The sequence below is a fragment of the Mesorhizobium sp. P2_E9 genome, from assembly GCF_056403815.1.
The window spans coordinates 568,468-591,430 of record NZ_JBFUET010000001.1 but is presented as its reverse complement, the minus strand read 5'-3'; the positions used below and the strand labels follow the sequence as shown (position 1 = coordinate 591,430).

At 62.2% G+C, this 22,963-nt stretch carries 19 protein-coding genes; 8 read left to right on the top strand and 11 right to left on the bottom strand.

Annotation, left to right across the window (positions count from 1 at the left end; genetic code table 11):
- Positions 1 to 97 precede the first annotated feature (97 nt).
- On the top strand, positions 98 to 1,282 hold the full coding sequence (gene glf / locus AC1D05_RS03100; protein ID WP_477438043.1) for a UDP-galactopyranose mutase: 1,185 nt from the start codon (positions 98 to 100) through the stop codon (positions 1,280 to 1,282).
- Between the two features lie 13 nt (positions 1,283 to 1,295).
- Here the strand turns inward: glf and AC1D05_RS03095 are convergent, their stop codons facing one another.
- Positions 1,296 to 2,267 (bottom strand): NAD-dependent epimerase/dehydratase family protein, encoded by a 972-nt coding sequence (locus AC1D05_RS03095; protein WP_477438041.1) that lies wholly within the window; start codon positions 2,265 to 2,267, stop codon positions 1,296 to 1,298.
- A gap of 768 nt (positions 2,268 to 3,035) precedes the next feature.
- Here AC1D05_RS03095 and AC1D05_RS03090 point away from each other — a divergent pair.
- Together AC1D05_RS03090 and AC1D05_RS03085 are read left to right on the top strand one after the other, a co-directional pair.
- Positions 3,036 to 3,809 carry an NAD kinase gene (locus tag AC1D05_RS03090; RefSeq protein ID WP_477438039.1) on the top strand — a complete coding sequence of 258 codons (774 nt, stop codon included), beginning with the start codon at positions 3,036 to 3,038 and terminating at the stop codon, positions 3,807 to 3,809.
- Positions 3,810 to 4,001: 192 nt separating this feature from the next.
- The gene (locus tag AC1D05_RS03085; protein ID WP_477438037.1) at positions 4,002 to 5,594 is read left to right on the top strand and encodes a DEAD/DEAH box helicase; all 1,593 of its coding nucleotides are present in this window, start codon (positions 4,002 to 4,004) and stop codon (positions 5,592 to 5,594) included.
- Positions 5,595 to 5,667: 73 nt separating this feature from the next.
- On the opposite strand, the gene AC1D05_RS03080 is transcribed toward AC1D05_RS03085, so the two are convergent.
- The 8 genes from AC1D05_RS03080 to AC1D05_RS03045 form a co-directional block, all read right to left on the bottom strand.
- Positions 5,668 to 6,273 carry a hypothetical protein gene (locus AC1D05_RS03080; protein WP_477438035.1) on the bottom strand — a complete coding sequence of 202 codons (606 nt, stop codon included), beginning with the start codon at positions 6,271 to 6,273 and terminating at the stop codon, positions 5,668 to 5,670.
- Positions 6,274 to 6,512: 239 nt separating this feature from the next.
- Positions 6,513 to 7,163 carry a YiaD family glycine zipper/OmpA-like lipoprotein gene (locus AC1D05_RS03075; RefSeq protein WP_477438033.1) on the bottom strand — a complete coding sequence of 217 codons (651 nt, stop codon included), beginning with the start codon at positions 7,161 to 7,163 and terminating at the stop codon, positions 6,513 to 6,515.
- A 151-nt stretch (positions 7,164 to 7,314) separates the two neighbouring features.
- A complete protein-coding gene (locus tag AC1D05_RS03070) occupies positions 7,315 to 7,683 on the bottom strand; it encodes a GFA family protein (protein ID WP_477438031.1) in 369 nt (122 codons plus the stop codon).
- A gap of 107 nt (positions 7,684 to 7,790) precedes the next feature.
- Positions 7,791 to 8,168, bottom strand: a complete 378-nt coding sequence (locus AC1D05_RS03065; protein ID WP_477438029.1) for a hypothetical protein — start codon at positions 8,166 to 8,168, stop codon at positions 7,791 to 7,793.
- 305 nt (positions 8,169 to 8,473) lie between these two features.
- A protein-coding gene (prfB, locus tag AC1D05_RS03060; protein WP_477438027.1) for a peptide chain release factor 2 occupies positions 8,474 to 9,605 on the bottom strand; the annotation gives its coding sequence in 2 pieces (ribosomal slippage) (positions 8,474 to 9,538 and positions 9,540 to 9,605; 1,131 coding nt in all).
- 126 nt (positions 9,606 to 9,731) lie between these two features.
- Positions 9,732 to 12,176: a penicillin-binding protein 1A gene (locus AC1D05_RS03055; protein ID WP_477438025.1), complete on the bottom strand. Its 2,445-nt coding sequence runs from the start codon at positions 12,174 to 12,176 to the stop codon at positions 9,732 to 9,734.
- A 30-nt stretch (positions 12,177 to 12,206) separates the two neighbouring features.
- Complete coding sequence (locus AC1D05_RS03050) at positions 12,207 to 12,386, bottom strand: hypothetical protein (protein WP_477438023.1); 180 nt, start codon at positions 12,384 to 12,386, stop codon at positions 12,207 to 12,209.
- 1 nt (position 12,387) lies between these two features.
- Complete coding sequence (locus AC1D05_RS03045) at positions 12,388 to 13,650, bottom strand: N-acetylmuramoyl-L-alanine amidase (RefSeq protein ID WP_477438021.1); 1,263 nt, start codon at positions 13,648 to 13,650, stop codon at positions 12,388 to 12,390.
- 650 nt (positions 13,651 to 14,300) lie between these two features.
- Here AC1D05_RS03045 and AC1D05_RS03040 point away from each other — a divergent pair.
- Positions 14,301 to 17,252 (top strand): Rne/Rng family ribonuclease, encoded by a 2,952-nt coding sequence (locus AC1D05_RS03040; RefSeq protein WP_477438019.1) that lies wholly within the window; start codon positions 14,301 to 14,303, stop codon positions 17,250 to 17,252.
- Between the two features lie 105 nt (positions 17,253 to 17,357).
- On the opposite strand, the gene AC1D05_RS03035 is transcribed toward AC1D05_RS03040, so the two are convergent.
- Positions 17,358 to 18,305 carry a glutaminase gene (locus tag AC1D05_RS03035; RefSeq protein WP_477438017.1) on the bottom strand — a complete coding sequence of 316 codons (948 nt, stop codon included), beginning with the start codon at positions 18,303 to 18,305 and terminating at the stop codon, positions 17,358 to 17,360.
- 4 nt (positions 18,306 to 18,309) lie between these two features.
- Positions 18,310 to 19,458 (bottom strand): pyridoxal phosphate-dependent aminotransferase, encoded by a 1,149-nt coding sequence (locus AC1D05_RS03030; protein ID WP_477438015.1) that lies wholly within the window; start codon positions 19,456 to 19,458, stop codon positions 18,310 to 18,312.
- Between the two features lie 146 nt (positions 19,459 to 19,604).
- Between AC1D05_RS03030 and AC1D05_RS03025 the strand changes: the two genes are divergently transcribed.
- The 4 genes from AC1D05_RS03025 to accB all read left to right on the top strand — a co-directional run bounded on the left by AC1D05_RS03025 (position 19,605) and on the right by accB (position 22,962).
- Positions 19,605 to 20,996, top strand: a complete 1,392-nt coding sequence (locus AC1D05_RS03025; protein ID WP_477438013.1) for a M48 family metalloprotease — start codon at positions 19,605 to 19,607, stop codon at positions 20,994 to 20,996.
- Between the two features lie 64 nt (positions 20,997 to 21,060).
- Positions 21,061 to 21,897: a DsbA family protein gene (locus AC1D05_RS03020; protein ID WP_477438011.1), complete on the top strand. Its 837-nt coding sequence runs from the start codon at positions 21,061 to 21,063 to the stop codon at positions 21,895 to 21,897.
- 145 nt (positions 21,898 to 22,042) lie between these two features.
- The gene (gene aroQ / locus AC1D05_RS03015; protein ID WP_019857903.1) at positions 22,043 to 22,477 is read left to right on the top strand and encodes a type II 3-dehydroquinate dehydratase; all 435 of its coding nucleotides are present in this window, start codon (positions 22,043 to 22,045) and stop codon (positions 22,475 to 22,477) included.
- A 26-nt stretch (positions 22,478 to 22,503) separates the two neighbouring features.
- On the top strand, positions 22,504 to 22,962 hold the full coding sequence (accB, locus tag AC1D05_RS03010; RefSeq protein WP_477438009.1) for an acetyl-CoA carboxylase biotin carboxyl carrier protein: 459 nt from the start codon (positions 22,504 to 22,506) through the stop codon (positions 22,960 to 22,962).
- Position 22,963 lies beyond the last annotated feature (1 nt).

Below are 22,963 nucleotides of genomic sequence, written 5' to 3'. Positions count from 1 at the left end.
TTTCCAAACACTTCGGTCGAATGTCTTTTTTCGCTTGAATCCTGACCAACAGCGGCGAATAAGGCGCTAACGCTGAACGCTGAATGGATACGGCCGAATGGACAAGAACCTGCTTGGCAAGGCCGACATTCTGATTGTCGGCGCAGGCTTTTATGGCGCGACGCTCGCCGAGCGCATCGCCACGCAACTCGGCCGGCGTGTGCTGGTGATCGACCGGCGCCAACACATTGGCGGCAATGCTTATACCGAACAAGATCCCGCCACCGGCGTCGAGATCCATCGCTACGGGCCGCATCTGTTCCACACATCCAACGAGGAGGTCTGGAACTATCTGCGCGCCTTCACCGGTTTCACGGCCTATCGCCATCGTGCGTTTTCGACCTATCGCGACAAGGTCTATCCGCTGCCGATCAACCTCGCCACGATCTGCCAGTTCTTCGGCAAGCGGTTGAGCCCCAATGAGGCGCGCGGCATGATCGCCGAGCAGGCGGCGGAGCTTGGCGATCGCCCTCCGGCCAATCTCGAGGAGAAGGCGATTTCCCTCGTCGGCCGGCCGCTCTATGAGGCCTTCATCAAGGGCTATACGGCCAAGCAATGGCAGACGGACCCGCGCGAACTGCCGGCGCAGATCATCGCGCGCCTGCCGGTCCGCTACACATTCGAGGACGGTTATTTCAACGACCGTTTCCAGGGCCAGCCGGTTGATGGCTATACAGCGATCTTCGAAAGGATGCTCGCGCATGAGCTCATCGAAACACGGCTTGGCGTCGACTTCTTCGATATCAAACCGTCGCTGCCAAAGGACCTGCCGGTCGTCTACACCGGCGCCATCGACCGCTATTTCGACTATTGCGAGGGCGAGCTCGGCTGGCGGACCATCGATATCGATCTCGAGGTCATGGACACGCCGGATCATCAGGGCACGGCGATCATGAACTATGCCGACGAGGCCGTGCCCTACACCCGCGTCGTCGAGTTCCGGCATTTCAATCCGGAACGCCAGCACAAGAGCGACAAGACACTCATCGGCCGCGAGTATTCCCGTTTTGCCGGCCGCAGCGACGAACCCTACTATCCGATCGACACGCGCCGGGATCAGGCGGTGTACCGTCGTTATCTCGAACGGGCGGCCGCCGAGAAAAACTTGCATCTCGGCGGACGGCTGGGCACCTACCGGTATCTCGACATGCATCAGGCGATCGGCGCGGCCTTGAAGGCCTTCGAAACTGTGTTTGGCCCCTACTTCACCGGCAAGCTCGATTCAGTCTCACGGTCGCTATGACGGGTCGGGTCTCCTAGGCAGTTGCCGCCGATCTGCTGTCGGTCGCAATCTGTCGGCCAAACCATTCGAAGGTGCGCCGGATCCCTTCCTGGTAGCTGGTCTTTGCCTCCCATCCGGGAAGAACCTGTCTTACCAGGGTCAAGTCCGGGCACCGGTTCGTCGGATCCTGCGGGGCAGGTGCATGGTGTTCGATGCGGCTGCCCGGCACAAGCGAACTGACGAATTTCGCGGTCTCGAGAACCGAGACCTCGCGATTGTTGCCGATGTTCAAGGGGCCGCGGTGCGAGATGCTGTCGCGCCAGAAGAAACGCTCCAACCCATCGACGATATCGTCGACGTAACCCCAGCTGCGCGATTGTGAGCCGTCGCCATAGACGGTCAGGACTCCGGTGGTCAGGGCCTGGCTGACAAAATTCGAAACAGCGCGGCCATCATCGATGCGCGTTCGCGGCCCATAGGTGTTGAACAACCTGACGACGCGGACATCGAGCCCGCTGACGCGTTGCTCTTCGAACAGCAGCGCCTCGGTGCAGCGCTTGCTTTCATCATAGGAAGCCCTTGGCCCGGTGCAGTCCACGGATCCCCGGTAGCTCTCCGGTTGCGGCGAGACCATGGGATCGCCATAGACCTCCGAGGTCGAGGCGAAGCAGAAGCGACCGCCGGGCCTGAGCAGCGATAGAAGATTGAGCGCGCCGCCTATGTTGGCCCTGATCGTGCGCGCCGGCTCGCGCATGTACCATACGGGCGAAGCCGGTGACGCCAAATGGATGATCTCATCGAAATGCCGGCTGGCCGTGAAGCTTTCGGCATCGGCAATCTGCAGGTTGAACCGCGGATCCGCGACATGGGCAAGGTTGTCGCGCAATCCGGTCCATAGATTGTCGACGACGACAAGCGTTTCCAGATCGTCGCGCAGCAGCAAGCGATCGACAAGATGAGAGCCAATGAAGCCACAGCCCCCAGAAACCAACACACTGCGCGGCATGCGCACTCCCTTCCAGAAACCCGGCCGGTCAACGCGCCGCAGCGCTTGTTTTCCAAATATGATGGAAACTGGATTCTATCCAGATAAGTCTTCTATCAGTGCTTTTATCGACACCGCAATTGCAACGACCAAACTGGTCTTGCGCCAGCCGGTGGCCGCTCGCCCGATGAACAGTTGCCGGGATAGACAGAGCGTTGCCGGTACTTGGCGCGGGTGGGTGAGCGTATTCTGGCGGGCTACAACGCCCGTTGCGGGCAAGGCATCCCGGTGGCATCGCCACAGCGTGACGCCGTGGGCTGCGGTCTGTTACTCATTGCTTCCGACTGGCGCACAAGCTCGGCGAAGACCAGCGCGAAGCTACCCAGCATGAGAATGACGATGATCAGGCGTGCTACCGGCAATAGGTCGGCCTCGTCTGGTTGGTGCGTGCTCCCGAACATCTAGGTTCGTCCACGGGATCATGCGCACAAATCAAATGTGCCACAGCGTCCTTTGGCATCCCGAAGGATACTTGCGGTGCCGCGGGCGCCCCCACGCCATCCATGCCGGCTAACATGATCGATCCGCCTTTACGAGAGTTTAAGCCCCGCCTTAACCATCACATTCACTCGCGCCCTGTCACGAAGCGCGACCTGCCGGTCCTGGCGACGCCGTCGCGGCACGGCTTTGCCACCGGCGCAACGGCTCTCTTTGCAGACCCGCCCGCACCATGCTACCCCGGCGCTGGCGCGACCAGACCCGCCGCCAATCGGTCGCGATCGGGGAGCCATGAGCACAGCCGCCAACAGCATCGCCTTCGTCTCGTCGGACACAGCAGACGCCAAGGCGGCGCTGGAAAGTCTGTCGGCGCGTTATGGCCAATGTTCGATCGCGGAGGCCGCGGTCGTGGTGGCCCTGGGCGGAGACGGCTTCCTGCTGCAGACCTTGCGCGACACGATGGGAACGGGAAAGAAGGTCTACGGCATGAACCGTGGCACCATCGGGTTCCTGATGAATGAGTACCGTTCCGGAGGACTCACCGAGCGAATCGCGGCAGCGGTCGCCGAAACCATCCGCCCGCTGGAAATGCTGGCCGTCACCTCGGAAGGCGAAACCGTTTCGGCGCTGGCGATCAACGAAGTTGCGCTGTGGCGCCAATCCTATCAGACAGCCAAGATCCGCATCAGCGTCGATGAACAGATCCGGCTCGAGGAACTCAGCTGCGACGGCGTGATGATCGCCACGCCAGCCGGATCCACCGCCTACAATCTCTCCGCACACGGCCCTATCCTGCCGCTCGACGCACCACTGCTGGCGCTGACCCCAGTCAGCCCGTTTCGCCCGCGTCGTTGGCGTGGCGCTTTGCTCTCCAACAAGGCGACTGTGCGCTTCGACATTCTCGAGCCGGAAAAGCGGCCGGTGAACGCCGCCGCCGATCACACCGAGGTCAAGGCGGTGACTTCGGTGACGGTGCGGGAATCGCCGACTGCGACGGCGACCTTGCTGTTCGATCCCAATCATTCCTGGAACGAGCGCATCCTGGCCGAACAGTTCCGTTACTGAGCCGGCACACAGACAAGCGGCCGGATTAAGCATCGCGATTAAGGTTACAACTTCACAATCGTGCCAATCCCGCCCGTTTCTGTTGACAAATCGCGGACTTGCGCCTAATCGCAATACCAATCTTGCAGGCGCGTGGCGCTTGCCGCGACAGACGCCGTTGCGCTTCCCCGAACCAGCCAAAGACAACAACACTTGTCCTCAGACACCACGACCGCTCAAGAAGCGTTGACCTTCGCAGACCTCGGCCTGTCGCCGAAGGTCCTTTCCGCAGTCACCGATGCCGGCTACACCCAGCCGACGCCGATCCAGGCTGGTGCCATCCCGCACGCCTTGCTCGGCAAGGATATTCTGGGCATCGCCCAGACCGGCACCGGCAAGACGGCTTCCTTTGTGTTGCCGATGCTGACCCGCCTCGAAAAGGGCCGGGCACGCGCCCGCATGCCGCGCACGCTGATCCTGGAACCGACGCGCGAACTCGCCGCCCAGGTCGAAGAGAATTTCATCAGATACGGCAAGAACCACAAGCTCAACATCGCGCTTTTGATCGGCGGCGTGTCGTTCGACGAGCAGGACAAGAAGCTGGAGCGCGGCGCCGACGTGCTGATCGCGACACCCGGTCGTCTGCTCGACCACCGCGAACGTGGCAAGCTGTTGCTCAACGGCGTCGAGATCCTCGTCATCGACGAGGCCGACCGCATGCTCGACATGGGCTTCATTCCCGATATCGAGCGCATCTGCGAAATGATCCCGTTCACCCGGCAGACGCTGTTCTTTTCGGCGACCATGCCGCCGGAAATCACCAAGCTGACGGAAAAATTCCTGCACGCGCCCGTGCGCGTCGAGGTTTCGAAGGCCGCGTCCGCTGCAACCAACATTATCCAACGGCTGGTCAAGTCCGGCTCGAAGCCCTGGGACAAGCGCGAGACGTTGCGCAACCTCATCAAGGCCGAAGACGCGGAACTGAAGAACGCCATCATCTTCTGCAACCGCAAGGTCGAGGTGTCCGAGCTGTTCCGCTCGCTGCTGAAGTATGATTTCGATGCCGGCGCCCTGCACGGCGACATGGACCAGCGCGCCCGCATGCAGATGCTGGCCAATTTCCGTGACGGCAAGCTTCGTTATCTCGTGGCTTCGGACGTCGCGGCGCGCGGCCTCGACATCCCCGATGTCAGCCACGTCTTCAACTATGACGTGCCGATACACGCCGAGGACTATGTCCACCGCATCGGCCGCACCGGCCGCGCCGGGCGCTCCGGCAAATCCTTCACCATCGCGACCAAGTCGGACACCAAATACATCGACGCCATCGAACGGCTGATCGGCAACAAGATCGAGTGGCATGACGGCGACCTGTCGACGGTCGTGGCCAGCGAAGGCGGCGAGGACGATGCGCCGCGCCGTGGCAAAGGCGCGCCGCGCCGCGCCGGCCGCAAGGACGACGATCGCAAGGACAGGGGCGAGCGCAAGAAGGGCGGCGAACGTCGCGCCAAACACAGCGAGGAAGATGCCTCGACCGTGGTCGCACAGCAGGAACAGCCCGATGTGGCTGAGACGGCTGTCGCCGACATTGGCGAACGGCGTGCGCGCAAGGAGGCGATCCGTTCGGACAACACCGAACGCAAATCCTCCGATCGCAACGAACAGCGCGCACCGGAACGGGGCGATACCAGGCCGCAGCGCGACAGCAACCGCCCTGCCCGTCACCGCCACCAGGAAGATAACGACACCACCGTTGGCTTTGGCGATGACATGCCGGCCTTCATGCGCATCGTCGCCAAGGTCTGATCTCCGGCTGCTTTCGACGGCTAGCCGGTCAGCCGGCTTGCCGTCGCAGTAAGCTTCTGGCCTGCCTCGACCGTTACATCGGCCCAGGCATCATCTTGGTCGGCTTCTCCAGCATCGGAAAGTCGGCCTTGGTGCATTTCACGTTCGGGTTCGTCGGGCTGAACATGCCGTTCGGATTGTCCCTGAACAGCCAGGCGTGAAGATCGTAGTGGACGAACTCCCTCGGAATGAGCGGATAGTGGCCCTCCATCGGACCCATGAAGGTCTGGCCAAACAGCTTCGGCGGCGCTTTGACGTCCGGGGTCAGCGGCACCAGCCATTCCACGCCGACCAACTTCAGGCCCTTCTTGGTCGGCTCGTAGATCAGCACGTTGGGCTTCATCGGGTCGAGTTTCTGGCCGACGCTTGGGACGTTGACGAAATGAATGCCCATGGCGCCTTTCGGGTATTCCATAGAGCCCGGTATCTTTTCTCCGCTGTAGTAGACACAGCCGACGGTCGACAGATAGAGATCGCGAACGGCGGCGGTGTAGTCTTCATATTTGGCGAGCGACTTTTTCAAGGCATCGATGTCGGCCTTGTTGGCGTCCTCGGCCCAAGCCGTAGCGCCCCCCAACCATGCGCCTACAACACCGGTCAAAACGAGGACGCCGCAGCGCCCAAGGCCTGTTCTTGTCATGCATTCCTCCCAGACTTTCTGATCTGGCCGTGCAAGACCGAGGCGGAAAAATGCTTATAGCGCGGCCAGTTGTGCCCGCCTCATCCCCTCTGGAACAGGACGATGCTATTCCTTTCCATCACTGCGGGAAAGTCATTAATTAGAACTAGCTAATGCTCTGGCGTATCTGAAGAGCGTCGACGTCCCTCAAATAAAAACGGCCCCTTGCGGGGCCGTTTTCGTTTTCAGATCGATGCCGGTCAGGTGAGCGGCGACAGCTGGATTTCGACGCGGCGGTTCTGCTCGCGGCCGGCGGCCGTCGCATTGGATGCGATCGGCCGCGTCTTGCCGAAGCCGGTGACGGCGAAGCGGCGCTGATCGACGCCCTGACCGGACAGATAGTTGGCAACCGCCAGCGCGCGGCGCTGCGACAGATCGAAATTGTGCTGTTCGCCGCCGGTCGAATCGGTATGACCGAACACGTCGACGGTGGTTTGTTTGAACTTCTTCAGCACCAGCGCGACCGAGTTCAGCACCGGATAGAAGCCGGGCTTCACCGCATCCTGATCGACATTGAAGGTGATGTCAGACGGCATGTTGAGGATGATCTGGTCGCCACTGCGGGTGACGCTGACGCCAGTGCCTTCGAGCTGCCGGCGCAGTTCAGCTTCGTTCTGGTCCATGGTGGCACCGATGGCGCCGCCGGCCAGCGCACCGATGCCGGCGCCGATCAGCGCGTTGCGGCGGTCATTGCCGCCGGCAAGCAGACCAAGGCTGGCGCCTGCCAAGGCACCAAGACCGGCGCCTGCGGCGGTGTTGGAAATCTTCTGGTCGCCCGTATACGGGTCGGTGGTGGTGCATGCGGTCACGAACAAAGCCGTCGCCACAACGACGAGCACGGTCTTCTTCATAGATGGTCCCTCTCCAAGTCGCGCCTTTTCCGACGGCGCCAAATCAGCCCTTGCCGCGACTTGTACCATGAATTGCGGCGAAAAGCGGAACGGGAAAGATGCCCGCGACGGCTTTTCCCGGGGTCCGTTACGTGACGATCGCCTTGGCCGGCTACCAGAGATTCTTGCCGTCGATGATCACCACTTCAACCTTGTCGAGATCGAAATCATCGAACAGCCGCGAATTGACGCTGATCTTGGGATTGTCGAAATCGGGCTTGCCGGTCGACCAATCCGGCGTTTGCGTGAAGGTGCCGCAGCCGCAAGTGGCGCAAAAACCGTGTTTTACGGTTTTCGAGCCCCACTCATAGACAGAAACGTTTTCCAGCGGGCTGGTGAGCTTGAATTGCGACGGGATGTAATAGGCCCAGAGCGAGCCGCGTTTCGAGCAGAACGAACAGGTGCATTGCGTCACCGTCTGCGGTGCCTCTGAAACCTCGAATGTCGTCGCCTTGCAGTGGCAGCTTCCCTTGATGGTCATCAACATCACCTCTCGATTGTCCGCCGCCCATGCGGCAGGGCACCATAAAGAAGCGATCCTGACAACTGTCCGTCAGCAGGCTTTGCCCGCGACCAGCGGCAGCAAGCTCAGTAAGACGATGGCGGCACGAACAGGCAGATGGTCTTTCCGGCATCGAGCCCGGCTTGATGCGCGCACCAATGGAATTCTCCGTCGGGCGAATCCTTGACCCGTCTGTCGCTGTACGCCACCACCTCCCCAGTATCCTTGATGACATAGCCTTCCGGGCGCTCGCTGATCGATGTCTGCGACACTTCGTGGCAGTCATAGTTCGCGCAGCAGGCAAACGGATAACTCCAGCCTTGCGGCTTGGCCGCGGTCGGCTTGGCGTCATGCGCCAAGGCCGGCGCCGATAGGGCCGCGATCAAGCAGGCCGCGCACAGGGGGATGAGGAGCTGGCCAACCGATGGAACGGCAATGGCCGATCTGGAACTGGCAGCAGACATGGGAACGTTCCTTTCAAACGAGGTTCAAGCGTTTCGCTTGCCCGTTCCTGGAACGTGTCTTCCCAGCGGCCAAATCGTCAGCAGATACGCCGCGACCGGCCATAAATGCTTTTGTCTCCTCCTGCCTCCGATGGTGAGCCGAAATGTGAGTCGGCGCAAGAAATTGCTGCGAGACCGGCCCGCACCCTGTTGCTCGGCCGCCCAAGGCAGCAACCAGGTGATCTCACAACTACGGCAGTCGTCGTCGGTGATGGCCGCTTCGTCCTGTGCGAGCGGTCACAAGCCAGGTTTGGCGGCGGACGGCGCTAGTCCAGATCCGCCACGGCCTCACCCGCACCGCCCTCGATGCGCTGCGACAGCGAGGCTTCCATGAAATCGTCGAGGTCGCCATCGAGCACGCTCGACGGGCTGGTGCTTTCGACGCCGGTGCGAAGGTCTTTCACCAGCTGGTACGGCTGCAGCACGTAGGAACGGATCTGGTGACCCCAGCCGATGTCGCTCTTCGAGGCTTCCGTGGCGTTGGCGACGGCCTCACGCTTCTTCAGCTCTTCCTCGTAGAGACGCGAGCGCAGCATCTCCCAGGCCTTAGCCTTGTTCTTGTGCTGCGAACGCTCGGCCTGGCATGCGACAGCGATGCCCGTGGCGATATGGGTGATGCGCACGGCCGAATCGGTGGTGTTGACGTGCTGGCCGCCCGAACCGGACGAGCGATATGTGTCGATGCGAACATCGGATTCGGACACGTCGATCTCGATCCTGTCATCGACGACTGGATAGACCCAGATGCTAGAGAAGGAGGTGTGGCGGCGCGCATTGCTGTCATAGGGCGAAATACGAACCAGGCGATGGACACCCGATTCCGTCTTCAGCCAGCCATAGGCATTGTGACCCTTGATCAGCAGCGTGGCGGACTTGATGCCTGCTTCTTCGCCATCATGAACTTCCAGCACCTCGACCTTGAAGCGGCGGCGCTCGGCCCAGCGCGTGTACATTCGCAGCAGCATCGAAGCCCAGTCCTGGCTCTCTGTACCGCCGGCGCCCGCATGGACTTCGAGATAGGTGTCGTTGGCGTCGGCCTCGCCTGACAACAGCGTTTCGACCTGGCGGGCCTTCGCCTCGCCCTGCATCGAGCGGATCGCGGCTTCGGCCTCGGCGATGACGCCTTCGTCGCCTTCCTCCTCGCCGAGCCCGATCAGGCCGATATTGTCTTCCAGCGCCTGGGTGATGCCTTTGACCGCCGCGATGCCTTCCTCGAGGCCCTGGCGTTCGCGCATCAGCTTCTGCGCTTCCAGCGGTTCGTTCCAGAGGCTGGCGTCCTCGGCACGGACATTCAGGTATTCAAGCCGCTTTATGGCCTGATCCCAGTCAAAGATGCCTCCTCAGCAGGGTTATCGCCTGCCTGATCTCGTCGACAATATTCTGCGTTTCCGCGCGCATGGCCTGGTATTTTGTCCTGTTGCTGAAGTGACACTTCGGTCGGCGCGATACATAGGGACGGCGCTGCCATGTGTAAAGCGAAATGGGCCGGCCCCGAGGCCAGCCCAGCAGTCGGCATTGGACCGCTCAGTAGAGGCCGCCGCCGCCGTCCTGGATGGCCTGGTTGGCCTGCGGCGACAGCGGGCCGCCCGACGCGTTGGAGCCGTCGGCGCCCATGCCGATCACCCAGTAGCTGTCGGCGGGACCAGTGCCCGGCTTGAAGGCCTCGATGATGGTGCCCGGATCGCCCGACGCGGCACGCATGCCGGTCTTGCGATTGATGGCGACCAGGTTCATGCCGTCGGGAACCTTGAAGTCGACATTGGGCGTGCCGTCCAGCGCCACACGCATGAAATCCTTGAAGATCGGGGCGGCAAGACCGCCGCCGGTGGCGCCATGGCCAAGGCCGCGCGGCGTGTCATAGCCCATGTAGAGACCGACCACGAGGTTCGGCGTGTAGCCGATGAACCAGGCGTCCTTCTCGTCGTTGGTGGTGCCGGTCTTGCCGGCGATGTGGCGTCCGAGCTCACCGATGGTGGCGCCGGTACCGCGTTGCACCACGCCTTCCATCATCGAGGTGATCTGATAGGCGGTCATCGGATCGAGCACCTGCTCGGAATTGTCGACCAGTTCCGGCTCCGGCTGGTTCTTCCATTCAGGTGCGTTGCAGCCTTCGCAGCCACGCTCATCCTGCTTGAACACGGTCTTGCCGTAGCGATCCTGGATGCGGTCGATCAGCGATGGTTTGATCGACTTGCCGCCATTGGCCATGATCGAATAGGCCGAAACCATACGCATGACGGTCGTCTCGCCGGAGCCCAGCGCCATCGGCAGATACGGCGCCAGATGATCGTAGACGCCGAAGCGCTCGGCATATTCGACGACCAGCTTCATGCCCATGTCGTTGGCAAGCCGCACTGTCATCAGGTTGCGCGACTTCTCGATGCCGGAGCGCAGCGTTGCCGGCCCGGCGACGGTGCCGTCATAGTTCTTCGGCGTCCACGTCGTGTTGCCGCTCTGGATGGTGATCGGTCCGTCCATGATCACCGAGGCCGGCGTATAGCCATTGTCGAGCGCGGCCGAATAGACGATCGGCTTGAACGAGGAGCCCGGCTGGCGCATGGCCTGGGTGGCGCGGTTGAATTCCGACTGCGAATACGAGAAGCCGCCGACCATGGCCAGCACGCGGCCTGTATGCGGATCCATCGCGATCAGGCCACCTTCCACCTCGGGAACCTGACGCAGGCTGTATGTATTGTCGGAACCTTCGTTCTTCTGCACGAAGATGACGTCGCCCGGCTTCAGCACGTCGGCCGGCGACTTGGCCTTGACCGTCTTGCCGTCGACCAGATGGCGCATGGCGAAACCCATGTCGTCCTTGCTGACGGTGCCTTCGACACGTTCCTTGACGATCTCGCCCGACGCCTGGCGTGCGGGCTGCAAGCCGATCGAGAGGCCGGAGGCCGAGGAGTCGAGCACCACGGCCAGCGACCATTCGGGAACGTCTTCCAGCCCCTTGACGGCGCCCAGTGGAACGCCCCAGTCGCTCGACACGTCAATCGACGTCACCGGCCCGCGATAGCCACGCAGCGTGTCGTATTTCATCAAACCGTTCTGCATCGCCTTACGGGCGATAAGCTGAACCTTCGGATCCAGGGTGGTGCGAATGGAAAGGCCGCCCTCATAGAGCGCATTCTCGCCATAGCGGGCGATGATCTGGCGACGGACCTCTTCCGTGAAATACTCGCCCGCGAACAAATAGGAGCCAGTGCGGCGTGGGGCGACACCAAGCGGCTCGGCCTTCGCCTTCGCACCCTCTTCGGGGGTCACGTAACCGTTCTCGACCATCTGGCCGATGACCCAGTTTCGCCGCTCGATCGCGCGATCGGCATGCTTGAAGGGATTGTAGTTGGCCGGACCTTTCGGCAGCGAAGCCAGATAAGCGGCCTCGGCCACGGTCAGTTCGTTCACCGATTTGTCGAAATAGGTCAGTGCCGCGCCGGCGACACCATAAGCGTTGAAGCCAAAGAAAATTTCATTGAGATAGAGCTCGAGGATGCGATCCTTGGAATAAGCCTGTTCGATGCGGAACGAAAGGATGGCCTCCTTGGCCTTGCGTTCCAGGGAGCGCTCGTTGGTAAGAAGGAAGTTCTTGGCAACCTGCTGGGTGATCGTCGAACCACCCTGCATCGGTCCACCCGAAACGTAAGTGAGCATCGCGCGGCCCAGCCCCGTTATGTCGACACCGGGATGGCTGTAGAAATTCTTGTCCTCGGCGGACAGGAAGGCCGCCTTGACGCGATCCGGAATGGCCTGGATCGGCAAATACAGGCGCCGTTCGCGCGCATACTCCGCCATCAGAGCGCCATCCGAAGCATGGATGCGGGTGGTCACCGGCGGCTCGTACTTGGCCAGCACTTCGTAGTCAGGCAGATCCTTTGCTACATGGCCAATGTAAAGCGCAACGCCCGCCGCAGCCAGAAGGGCCAGCGTCGTGCCGATGCCGAAGAAATAGCCAATGAGACGAATCATACCCGCTCCAGTCCTTGGTTCGGGAATTTCCTAAACGAAGCCGCCTTCCACGCAAGCTTTCGAGCCGGTCCCAATCCGTAATTGAAAACCCATGTCGCCACCATGTGGACAAAATACGGCAAGGCCTGATTTCGTGACCGCGCGCCGGAAATAAAGGCGCCGGGTGTTGTTATCCAGCAACGCCACCCCTGATTGCAGGTCGACAGCCATGTCAGCCCCCAGTTGCCGTTCCGACCCGGGCGGAAGCAAACAGTGCTACGGCGTTGGTAATGCTTTGTGCGGCCTTGCCGCGCCATTCGGCGTCGAGCAGCTGCGCCTCGTCCTTGGCATTCGAGAGATAACCGAGTTCGACCAGCACGGATGGCACGTCTGGCGCCTTCAGCACCTTGAACCCGGCGGAACGCTGGGGATTGTTGATGAGGCCGACGCTGGTCGAGAGCTGGCCGACCAATGTGTGGGCGAAACTCATCGAAAATGTGTGCGTCTCGCGGCGGATCAGGTCGATCAGGATGTCGGTCACTTCCTTGTTATCGTCCTTGATGACCATGCCGGCGAACTGGTCGGAGAGATTCTCGCGGTCGGCAAGCGCCTGCGCTTGCGGGTCAGATGCCTTGTCGGAGACAGTATAGACGGTGGCGCCGCGGATGCCCTTGACGCTGATTGTATCGGCATGGATCGAAATCAGCAGATCGGCTTCATGCTGGCGGGCAATGCGCACGCGGTCGTCCAGGCGCAGATATTCATCGGTGTCGCGCGTCATGAAGACGTCGTATTTGCCGATGGCCGCGAGCTTGTCACGCAGCTCCGTGGCAAAGGCCAGCGTGACGTTCTTCTCGATGGTGCCGTTCAGGCCCTCGGCGCCGCCGTCGACGCCGCCATGGCCGGGATCGATGACGACGGTGAAGCGGTGACCGGGATTGGAGACCGGGCCGGTGCCGACCCGCCCGCCCTTATCGGTCGAAACCGTCGAGCCGGTGGTCAGCGCCTGGTTGGCAAGGGCTACGTCGAACTCCCGTTCGGATGCGGCCGACATGTCGATGGCAATGCGGTAGCCGGTCCCGTCCTCATTCTTGAGCACATCCAGCTTGTCGACGGCGAACGGCCCCTTGCCGGTCAGGATCAGCCGCGAAACGCCCTCGCCGAGTGCGCCCAGGCGCACGCCCCTGACCAGGCCGCGCGGCTTCAAATCCTTGGCGTCGATGGCCAGCCTGGTATTCGCCAGGTCGATGACCAGGCGATTGGGTCCGCGCAGCAGGAACCATTTGATGTCCGGTTCGCGGTCGAAATCCATGACGATGCGCATCTTGGTGGCATCGCCCGCCATCTTGTAGCCTTTCGCCACCAATGGCGCGTCGGCGGCGTTTGCAACGGGGGAAAGCACTTGGGAAATCGCCACCAGCACCAAGAGACAGAAGGCGCGCAGAATCCGGCTGCCGACACGACATCCCTTGTCTGTGAAGTCTGCCAGTCCCATCTCTTCCAGTCGCTCCCGGTTTGGCGCCAGGCGCCCGCTCATTTCGTCGAAGTGCCGGTTAGGCCGCGAACTCGATTAACGATTGGTATCCAGAGAAGGTTAACCAAGCCTTTTCACGCAAGGTTCGGAACCCAGGCTTACGCTACGGAACTGCTTTTTGCCGGCATCGGAAATCGGGGTTGCCTTCCACCCCGTCAAATCATAAAAGCGATAGTGGATCACTGCAATCCTGGAACCGCCCTCCTCCGCAGCTTCCTGCTACAGGGTCAGATGAAAAGGCGGCTCCTTTCGCTTCACGCGAAAAGGGTTCAGGTGATTGCGACGAATTTCGCAGGTGTGCTCCCGTGGCGGGGGAATCACCTGCGTGAGGAAAACGGCCGGGTTTGTTCCCGTGCCGGCTCTGTATGAGCAAACAAGCTGGTCCGGTTTCCGGGCTTTGGTTCAAAAGGTTCTGCTGGTGACGATGGCTTCAAGCGCAATCATGGAAAGGTCCGCATCAAACCGCGCCAGTATGGCTGCGGGCGGCACCGCCATGACGCGCAGGCACCGTCCGGCGGACATTCAGACATCCGGCACCCACACTCCAGACACGCAGCAGCGGGCTTTGCCTTGCAAGCTGCGGCTGACGGCTGCCGGGAGGAAACGAAATAATGCCCAACAAAATGCTGATAGACGCCTCCCACCCGGAGGAAACACGCGTTGTCGTCGTACGCGGTAACCGTATCGAAGAATTCGACTTTGAATCCCAGGACAAGAAGCAGCTCAAAGGAAATATCTACCTCGCCCGCGTAACGCGCGTCGAACCCTCCCTTCAGGCAGCCTTTGTCGAATATGGCGGCAACCGTCACGGTTTTCTCGCCTTCAGTGAAATACACCCCGACTACTACCAGATCCCGGTCGCCGACCGTCAGGCCCTGCTGCGCGCCGAAGCGCAAGAGGCCGAAGACGAAGAGGACGAGGATGGTGACGGCGAGGACCGCCAGAGCCGCGAGCGCGGACGACGCGGGCGCCGGCGTGGCGGCAAGAGCCGCGAGCGCGGTGAGCACAAGCGCGATGCGGGCGAAGCAGGCGAAGGCTCCGGCGAGGCAGGCGAAGGCAGCGACAATGGCGACATCGTTGTCGAGGAGATCTCCCACACCTCCGAGATCATCGAACACGCAGCCGATACATCAGAACATTCAGATAGCTCGGAGCATGCTGATGCATCCGGCCATGATGAAGGTTCCGCCGAACAGGACGAAACCGAACCCCGCGAGGGTGGCCCGACATCGATCGCCGCCGCGGTCGAAGGCGATGTGATTTCCGAACCCGTCTCGCAGCCGGAACAGGGCACTGAAGCAACGTCCGGCGACAGTGATCGCGGTATGCTGGAGGAAGTACAGTCCTCGCATCCCGATGACCACGAGATCGAATCGGTCGGCGCCGAGGATGCGCTGGAAGAAGTGCGCAACCGCCGCAAGCCGGTACGCCGCCAGTACAAGATCCAGGAAGTGATCAAGCGCCGGCAGATCCTTCTGGTGCAGGTCGTCAAGGAAGAGCGCGGCAACAAGGGCGCCGCACTCACCACCTACCTGTCGCTTGCCGGCCGCTATTCGGTGCTGATGCCCAACACGGCCCGCGGCGGCGGCATTTCGCGCAAGATCACCAGCGCGGTCGACCGCAAGCGCCTCAAGGAGGTCGTCGCCGATCTCGAAGTGCCGCAGGGCATGGGCGTTATCCTGCGCACCGCCGGCGAGAGCCGCACCAAGGCCGAGATCAAGCGCGACTACGAATATCTGATGCGGCTTTGGGAGAACGTGCGCAATCTCACGCTCCAGTCCACCGCCCCTGCCCTCGTCTACGAGGAAGGCAGCCTGATCAAGCGTTCGGTGCGCGACCTCTACAACAAGGATATCGACGAGATTCTCGTCTCCGGCGAAGAGGGCTACCGCGAGGCCAAGGACTTCATGCGCATGCTGATGCCGAGCCACGCCAAGGTGGTTCAGCCGTTCCGCGACACGACGCCGATCTTCGTGCGCAACGGCATCGAGGCGCAGCTCGACCGCATGCTGCAGCCGCAAGTGACGCTGAAGAGCGGCGGCTACATCATCATCAACCAGACCGAGGCGTTGGTCGCCATCGACGTCAATTCGGGTCGCTCCACCAAGGAGCACTCGATCGAGGACACGGCACTCCACACCAATCTGGAAGCGGCCGAGGAAGTCGCGCGTCAGCTCAGGCTGCGCGATCTGGCCGGCCTGATCGTCATCGACTTCATCGACATGGAGGAGAACCGCAACAACCGCTCCGTCGAGAAGCGGCTGAAGGATCACCTCAAGAACGATCGTGCCCGTATCCAGGTCGGCCGCATCTCGCATTTCGGCCTGATGGAGATGTCACGCCAGCGCATCCGCGCCAGCGTGCTGGAATCGACCATGAAGCCCTGCCCGCATTGCGGCGGCACCGGCCATGTGCGCTCCGATTCGTCGGTCGCGCTGATGGTGGTGCGGGCGATCGAGGAATTCCTGCTCAAGGATTCGCGCAGCCACATCACGGTGCGGACGCCGGCGGCGACCGCGCTCTACGTGCTCAACCACAAGCGCGGCACACTGGTGGAACTCGAAAGCCGCTTCGGCCTGACCATCACCATCGAGGCCGACGATACGGTTGGCGCGCAGCACTATGCGATCTTCCGCGGCGCGCTGGCCGAAAAGCCTGAAGGCTTTGTCGAGGCGCGCAGCTTCCCGGCCTATGTCGAGCCGGAAGAGCCCGAGGACGAGATTGTCGTCGTCGAGGAAGACGAAGAGGTATCGGCCCAGCCCGAACAGCCGCGCCAGCAGCCGCAGCAAAACCAGCAGCCGCGACCTGCCGCTGGCGAGGACGGTGAAGGCCGCGACCGCAAGCGCCGCAAGCGTCGCAGACGTCGCGGCGGCAGGGACCGCGATCGCGAACATGGCGCCCCGGCGGATGGCTCATCCGTCTCCGCTCCGGCCGGCGATTTCGCCGAATCGGCAAACGCGGCGGACGATGACGACGGCGAAGCCGACGACGCCGCTCCGATCGCTGCCAGCGCCTCTGACGAGGCGGCGCAGGCTTCGGATGACGGCCAGGGCAAGAAGCGGCGGCGCGGCAAGCGCGGCGGCAAGCGCAACCGCCGTGAAGACGGCGAAGGCGAGACCGAGGCAAGTGCTGGCGAGACGACCGAGGCTTCCGAGGCTGATGCTTCCGAAAGCGAGCCTGCGTCGATCGAGCCGGTGGCTGTTGCTGTGGCGGAAGAGCCTGTGGCTGCGGTGAGCGAAGAGGTGCCGAGCACCGAGAAGCCCAAGAAGCCGCGTCGCGCAGCCAAGCCGAAAAAGGCAGCCGCCGAGGCCGTTGCTGAAACGACTGTCGTCGAAGCAGCCGCGGAAACGCCGGTCGAGGCTTCGGTGGCTGTTGCCGAGGAAACAGTGGCTGCTGCCGTCGCGGAAGAGCCTGCAAAGGCCCGACCGTCACGACGCAAGCCGGCGGCCATCGATGCGCCGGTGGTACCGGTGGTCTCCTCGACCGTCGCCAGTGAGCCGGAAGCCAAGGCCGACGAAAAGCCGAAGCGTGCCGGCTGGTGGCAGCGGAAGGGCTTTTTCTAAGCCTTTTTGGCCACTTGAACTGATTTGCTGACAAAAAGAATCCTGCGCCGGTCGAAAGACGGCGCGGGATTTTTCATGTCTGGCGTTCGAACTCAGTGAAAAGCGCTATGGCGCGAAGATCGACCAGTTCATCATCCTGGCCAGCTTTTCCAGCGCGATCGAACCCAGTTTGGAATTGCCGTTGGCGTTGAGACCCGGCGACCAGACGGCAAGCGAGGCGACGCCCGGCACGATGCCCAATATGCCGCCGCCGACGCCGCTTTTTCCCGGAATGCCGACGCGGAAGGCGAAATCGCCGGAGCCGTCATAGTGGCCGCAGGTCAGCATCATGGCGCCGATGCGCCGCGCCCGCTCGGCCGACACCACAGTATGACCGGTCGCCGGGTTCTTGCCGCCATTGGCGAGGAAGCGGCCCGCCATCGCCAGTTGCCGGCAACTCATGGCGATAGCGCAATGGTGGAAATAGACGCCGAGCGCCAGTTCCGGCGCGTGATGAAGATTGCCGAAGGATTTCATGTAGTTGGCGAGCGCGAAGTTGCGATAACCGGTGGCGCGTTCGGACGCGGCGACCTCGCGGTCGATGATGATGGTCTCGTCGTCGGCCAGGAACTGGATGAAACGCAGGATCTCGCCGATCGCCTCGCGCGGCTGGTGGCCGGCAAGCAGGATGTCGGAAATGACAATGGCGCCGGCATTGATGAACGGATTGCGCGGAATGCCGTTCTCATGCTCGAGCTGGACGATCGAGTTGAACGGATTGCCGGACGGCTCGCGCCCGACCCGTTTCCATAGCGCGTCGCCGACATTGCCGAGCGCCAGCGTCAATGTGAACACCTTCGAGATGCTCTGGATCGAAAATGCCTGGTCGGCATCGCCCGCAACCAGCACGCGACCGTCATTGGTGACGGTGGCAATGCCGAATTTCCTTGGATCGACCTTGCCCAATTGGGGAATGTAGGTCGCAACATCGCCGCGATCGGTCCACTCGGCCATTTCCGAGGCGACTTCGGCCAATGCTTGATCAAGTTTGGGGGCCTGTTCGAGTTCCGGCATGGTGCTACCTCAACCAGCGTTCGATGCGCGCCATCGCCTCGACCATGTCGTCGTGGCTGCCGGCATAGGAAAACCGCATCGTGCGATGCCCCGCCTGGGTGTCGAAGTCGCGGCCGGGTGTCGCCGCCACATGCGCCTCGGCCAGCATCTTGCGCGCAAAGGCCATGCTGTCATTGGTGTGCCTTGTGACATCGCAAAACGCATAGAAGGCGCCATCCATGGGCGCGGCCAGCGGAAAGCCGAGCTCCGGCAGGCGTTTCATCAGCAGCTCGCGATTCCAGGCGTAGCGGCCCTTGACCGCTTCCAGCTCTTCGGTCGCGGCAAAGGCTTCGATCGCGGCAATCTGCGACAGTTCCGGCGACGAGATGTAGAGGCTCTGGGCGATGCGCTCGACGGGCCGCACCAGTTCTTCCGGCAACACCATCCAGCCGATGCGCCAGCCGGTCATGCAATAGTATTTCGAGAACGAATTGATCACCGTCACGCTGTTGCCGAAGGCCAGTGCCGTGGTGTCCGGGGCGCCATAGGCCAACCGGTGGTAGATCTCGTCGGAGATGACGGCGATGCCCAGCGTCTCCGCTGTATTGACCAGCGCCGACAGTTCGTCGGCCGGTATGACCGCGCCGGTCGGATTCGCCGGACTTGCAAACAGGACGCCCTTCAACGGCTTCTCGCGGTGCGCGGCCTCCAGATGACCGGCATGCAGATAGGCAGCGTCCCCGAGCTCGATCTCGACCACATCGATGCCGAGCGCCGCCATGATGTTGCGATAGGCAGGGTAGCCGGGTGCCGCGATGGCGACGCGGTCGCCCGGATCGAACATCGCCAGGAAGGCGAGATTGAAGGCCGCCGACGAACCCGTGGTCACCGCGATCCGGCCGGGTTCGATTTCGAGCCGATAGTGATCCGCGTAATGCTCCGCGATCACCTTGCGCAGGGCGGCCAGACCCAACGTGTCGGTGTAGCCTATGCGGCCGTGCTCCAAGGCCTTGGCCGCCGCGGCGCGAACCCGTGCGGGCGCCGGATCTGAGGGCTGGCCGACCGCCATGGAGATCACCGGCACGCCCTGGGCCCTCAGCCTGTTTGCTTCGGCCAGCACATCCATGGCGTGGAACGGCTCGACATTGCCACGACGTGAGAGTGAAACGACCATTTTATTCCTATCCAGGCGGTTGGGCGCGCCATGCCCTCGAAACCATGCGCCGCACAAATGCCCGATTGATGTGAGGATCACAAGTTGAGGAAGTTTCCGGTGCCGACTTTTCATCTTTCGCCCGCTCGTCTACCAGTGGACACGTCATGTTGAGCCGACCCAGATCAACGATTGCCCGGATTGCGCGTGTTTTCACGACGCTTTCGCTTGGCGTCGCGGTCGCGGTGACGAGTTCGGCCACCGCCTTTGCCCAAAACCTGCCGGTGGTACGCGATGCCGAGATCGAGGCTCTGGTGCGCGATTACGCACGGCCGATCTTCAAGGCGGCGGGGCTCGCTAATGACGGCATCGATATCGTGCTGGTCAACGATTCCAGCTTCAACGCTTTCGTCACCGGGCGGCGGCTGTTCATCAACACCGGCGCGCTGATGACGGCCGAAACGCCCAACGAGATCATCGGCGTCATCGCGCATGAAGCCGGCCATATCGCCGGCGGCCACCAGCAGAAACTGCGCGACCAGCTCGAGCGCGCCAAGACGATGGCCATCATCGCGACATTGCTTGGCGCCGGCGCGATCGTTGCCGGTGCGACCACCAACAGCCGCGGCCTTGCCGGCGCCGGCATGGGCGTGGCCGCCGGCGGCGGCGAGATGGCGCAGCGCAGCATCCTCGCCTACCAGCGTACCGAGGAGATCACGGCCGACCGCTCCGCCATCACCTATCTCAACGCCACCGGCCAGTCCGGCATGGGCATGCTGAAGACGTTTCGGCGCTTCCAGACCGCGCTGTCGCTGTCGGGTGCGCAAATCGATCCCTATCGGATCAGCCACCCAATGCCGCAGGACCGAATCGCCAATCTCGAAGTGCTGGTGCAGCAGAGCCCCAATGTCGACAAACCTGACCCGGCGGCGCTGCAGCAGCGCCATGACATGATGCGGGTGAAGATCGCCGTCTACATGGAAGGCCAGGCCGCTGCAGCGCGGCTGATGCAAAAAATGAGAGGCAGCCTCGCCGGGCAGTATGGCGATGCCCAATCGACATACCTTTACGGCGACATCGCCGGTGCACTCGCCAAGACCAACGCCTTGATCAAGGCGCAGCCCAAGAATGCCTATTTCCAGGAGTTGCGCGGCGACATCTTGATGAAGGCGAACAAGCCCAAGGAGGCGGCGGAAGCCTACGCCAAGGCGGTCAGCCTCGATCCGGCGCGATCCGGCTTGCTGCCTGTCTCGCTTGGCCAGGCGCTGATGGCGGTCGGCACGCCCGACTCGCTGAAGAAGGCCGTCGTGCAAATCAACAATGGCCTGGCGCGAGACAAGGAAAATTCCGAGGGGTACCGTTATCTGGCGCAGGCTTATGGCGAGTTGGGTGACATACCGGGCGCCGAGCTTGCCACCGCCGAAGGTCATTTCTATTCCGGTAACTACAAGGATGCGAAAATCTTCGCCATGCGGGCGCAGCAGCAGATGAAGCGCGGCGAGCCGCGCTGGATACGCGCGCAGGACATCATAAACTACAAATCGTCTAGCAAGATCTAGTGAACCTTCCGGCGACGCGCTGCGACACAGCCGCACCGGGAAACAGGCAAAAGGAACGAGAACGATGAAAAAGGCACTGTTGCTGGGCACCACGGGGATCGCTGTAGCCCTTGCCATGCTGGCTTTCGGTTTCGTCGCCGGCAGCCCACAGATTGCCAAGGCCGGCACGGCGCAGCCTGTCGAGACGACTCAGCCTGTCCAGACGGCGGGGGCCGATACCAAGGCGGCCGATACCAAGATCGACCGCGCCGAGGTCGAAGGGATCATCCGCGATTACCTCTTGAAGAACCCGGAAGTGTTGCTCGAAGTGCAGGACGCGCTCGAGGCCAAGCAGAAGGAAGAACAGCGCCTCGCCGCGCTCGGCGTCATCAAGAACGCCAAGGAGCAGATCTTCAACTCCAGCTTCGACGGCATCGTCGGCAACCCGAACGGCAAGGTGACGATCGTCGAGTTCTACGACTACAATTGCGGCTTCTGCAGACGCGCCATCGACGACATGCGGGCGCTGACCAAATCCGATCCAGATCTGCGCTTCGTGCTCAAGGAATTCCCGATCCTCGGGCCGGATTCGCAGAAGGCGAGCGTCGTCTCGATGGCGTTCCACCTGATGAAGCCAGAAAAGTACGGCGAGTTCCACAATGCGCTGCTCGGCGGCCAGGGGCGCGCCACCGAAGCGGCTGCGATCAAGATCGCGCTTTCGCTCGGCGCCGACGAGGCGACGTTGCGCGAGAAGATGAAGGATCCGTCGATCACCGAGGCCTTCTCCAAGACCTACGATCTTGCCAACAAGCTGTCGATCACCGGAACCCCGTCCTATGTCGTCGGCAACGAGGTCGTTTTCGGGGCTCTCGGGAAGGACGTGCTGGCGGAAAAGATCGAGGCGGCGAAAGCCGCGCTTTGACCAGCCGGGGTTTTTCTTCACGGGCGCATTTCGACCTGTTGTGGACAGTGAAAGAACGCACTTGCGCTCTTTTCGCGGACGGCTATGCCCGGTATAGAGGCCCAGCGCGCCGGTTTGAGACCGGCGCCGGAAGAGGTCGGCTTTTTTGAAAACGGTTTTCGTCCTGAACGGTCCCAATCTCAACGCGCTCGGCAAGCGCGAGCCGGGCATCTATGGCGGCAAGACGCTTGCCGCGATCGCCGACGACTGCAAGCAGGCCGGTGCGTCGCTTGGACTCGAGATCGATTTCCGCCAGTCGAACCACGAGGGCGATCTTGTCGACTGGATCCAGGAAGCAGGCGACAAGGCCGCCGGCATCGTCATCAATCCAGGCGCCTACAGCCATACCTCGATCGCGATCCATGACGCCATCCGTTCGGTCGCGCCGCTGCCGGTCGCGGAAGTTCACCTTTCCAACATCCATGCGCGGGAATCATTCCGCCACGTCTCCATGGTCGCGCCGGTCGCCGTCGGCATGATCTGTGGCTTTGGGCCGCTCGGCTACACGCTGGCGCTACAGGCGCTGGCCGCACGCCTATGACCGGCCAACAAACAGAAGGCTCGAAAATGTCGATAAAGAAGACCGGTGTTGACCAGCAACTGATCCGCGATCTGGCAGGCATACTGAACGACACCAACCTGACCGAGATCGAGGTTGAACTGGGTGACCTGAAGGTGCGCGTGTCGCGGCAGGCGCCTGCCGTCCACGCGATTGCGGCATCCCAGCCCACCTATGCGCCAGCTGCCGCCCAAACCGCTGCAGCAGCAGTGCCGGCGGTGGTCGATGTGTCCAAGAACGCGGTCACCTCGCCGATGGTCGGCACCGCCTATCTGGCGCCGTCGCCCGACGCCAAGGCGTTCATCGAGGTCGGCCAGAAGGTCAAGGAAGGCCAGACGCTGCTGATCATCGAGGCGATGAAGACGATGAACCAGATCCCCTCGCCGCGCGCCGGCACGGTGACGGCGATCCTGTTCGAGGATGCGACGCCGGTCGAATACGGCATGCCGCTCGTCGTGATCGAGTAGA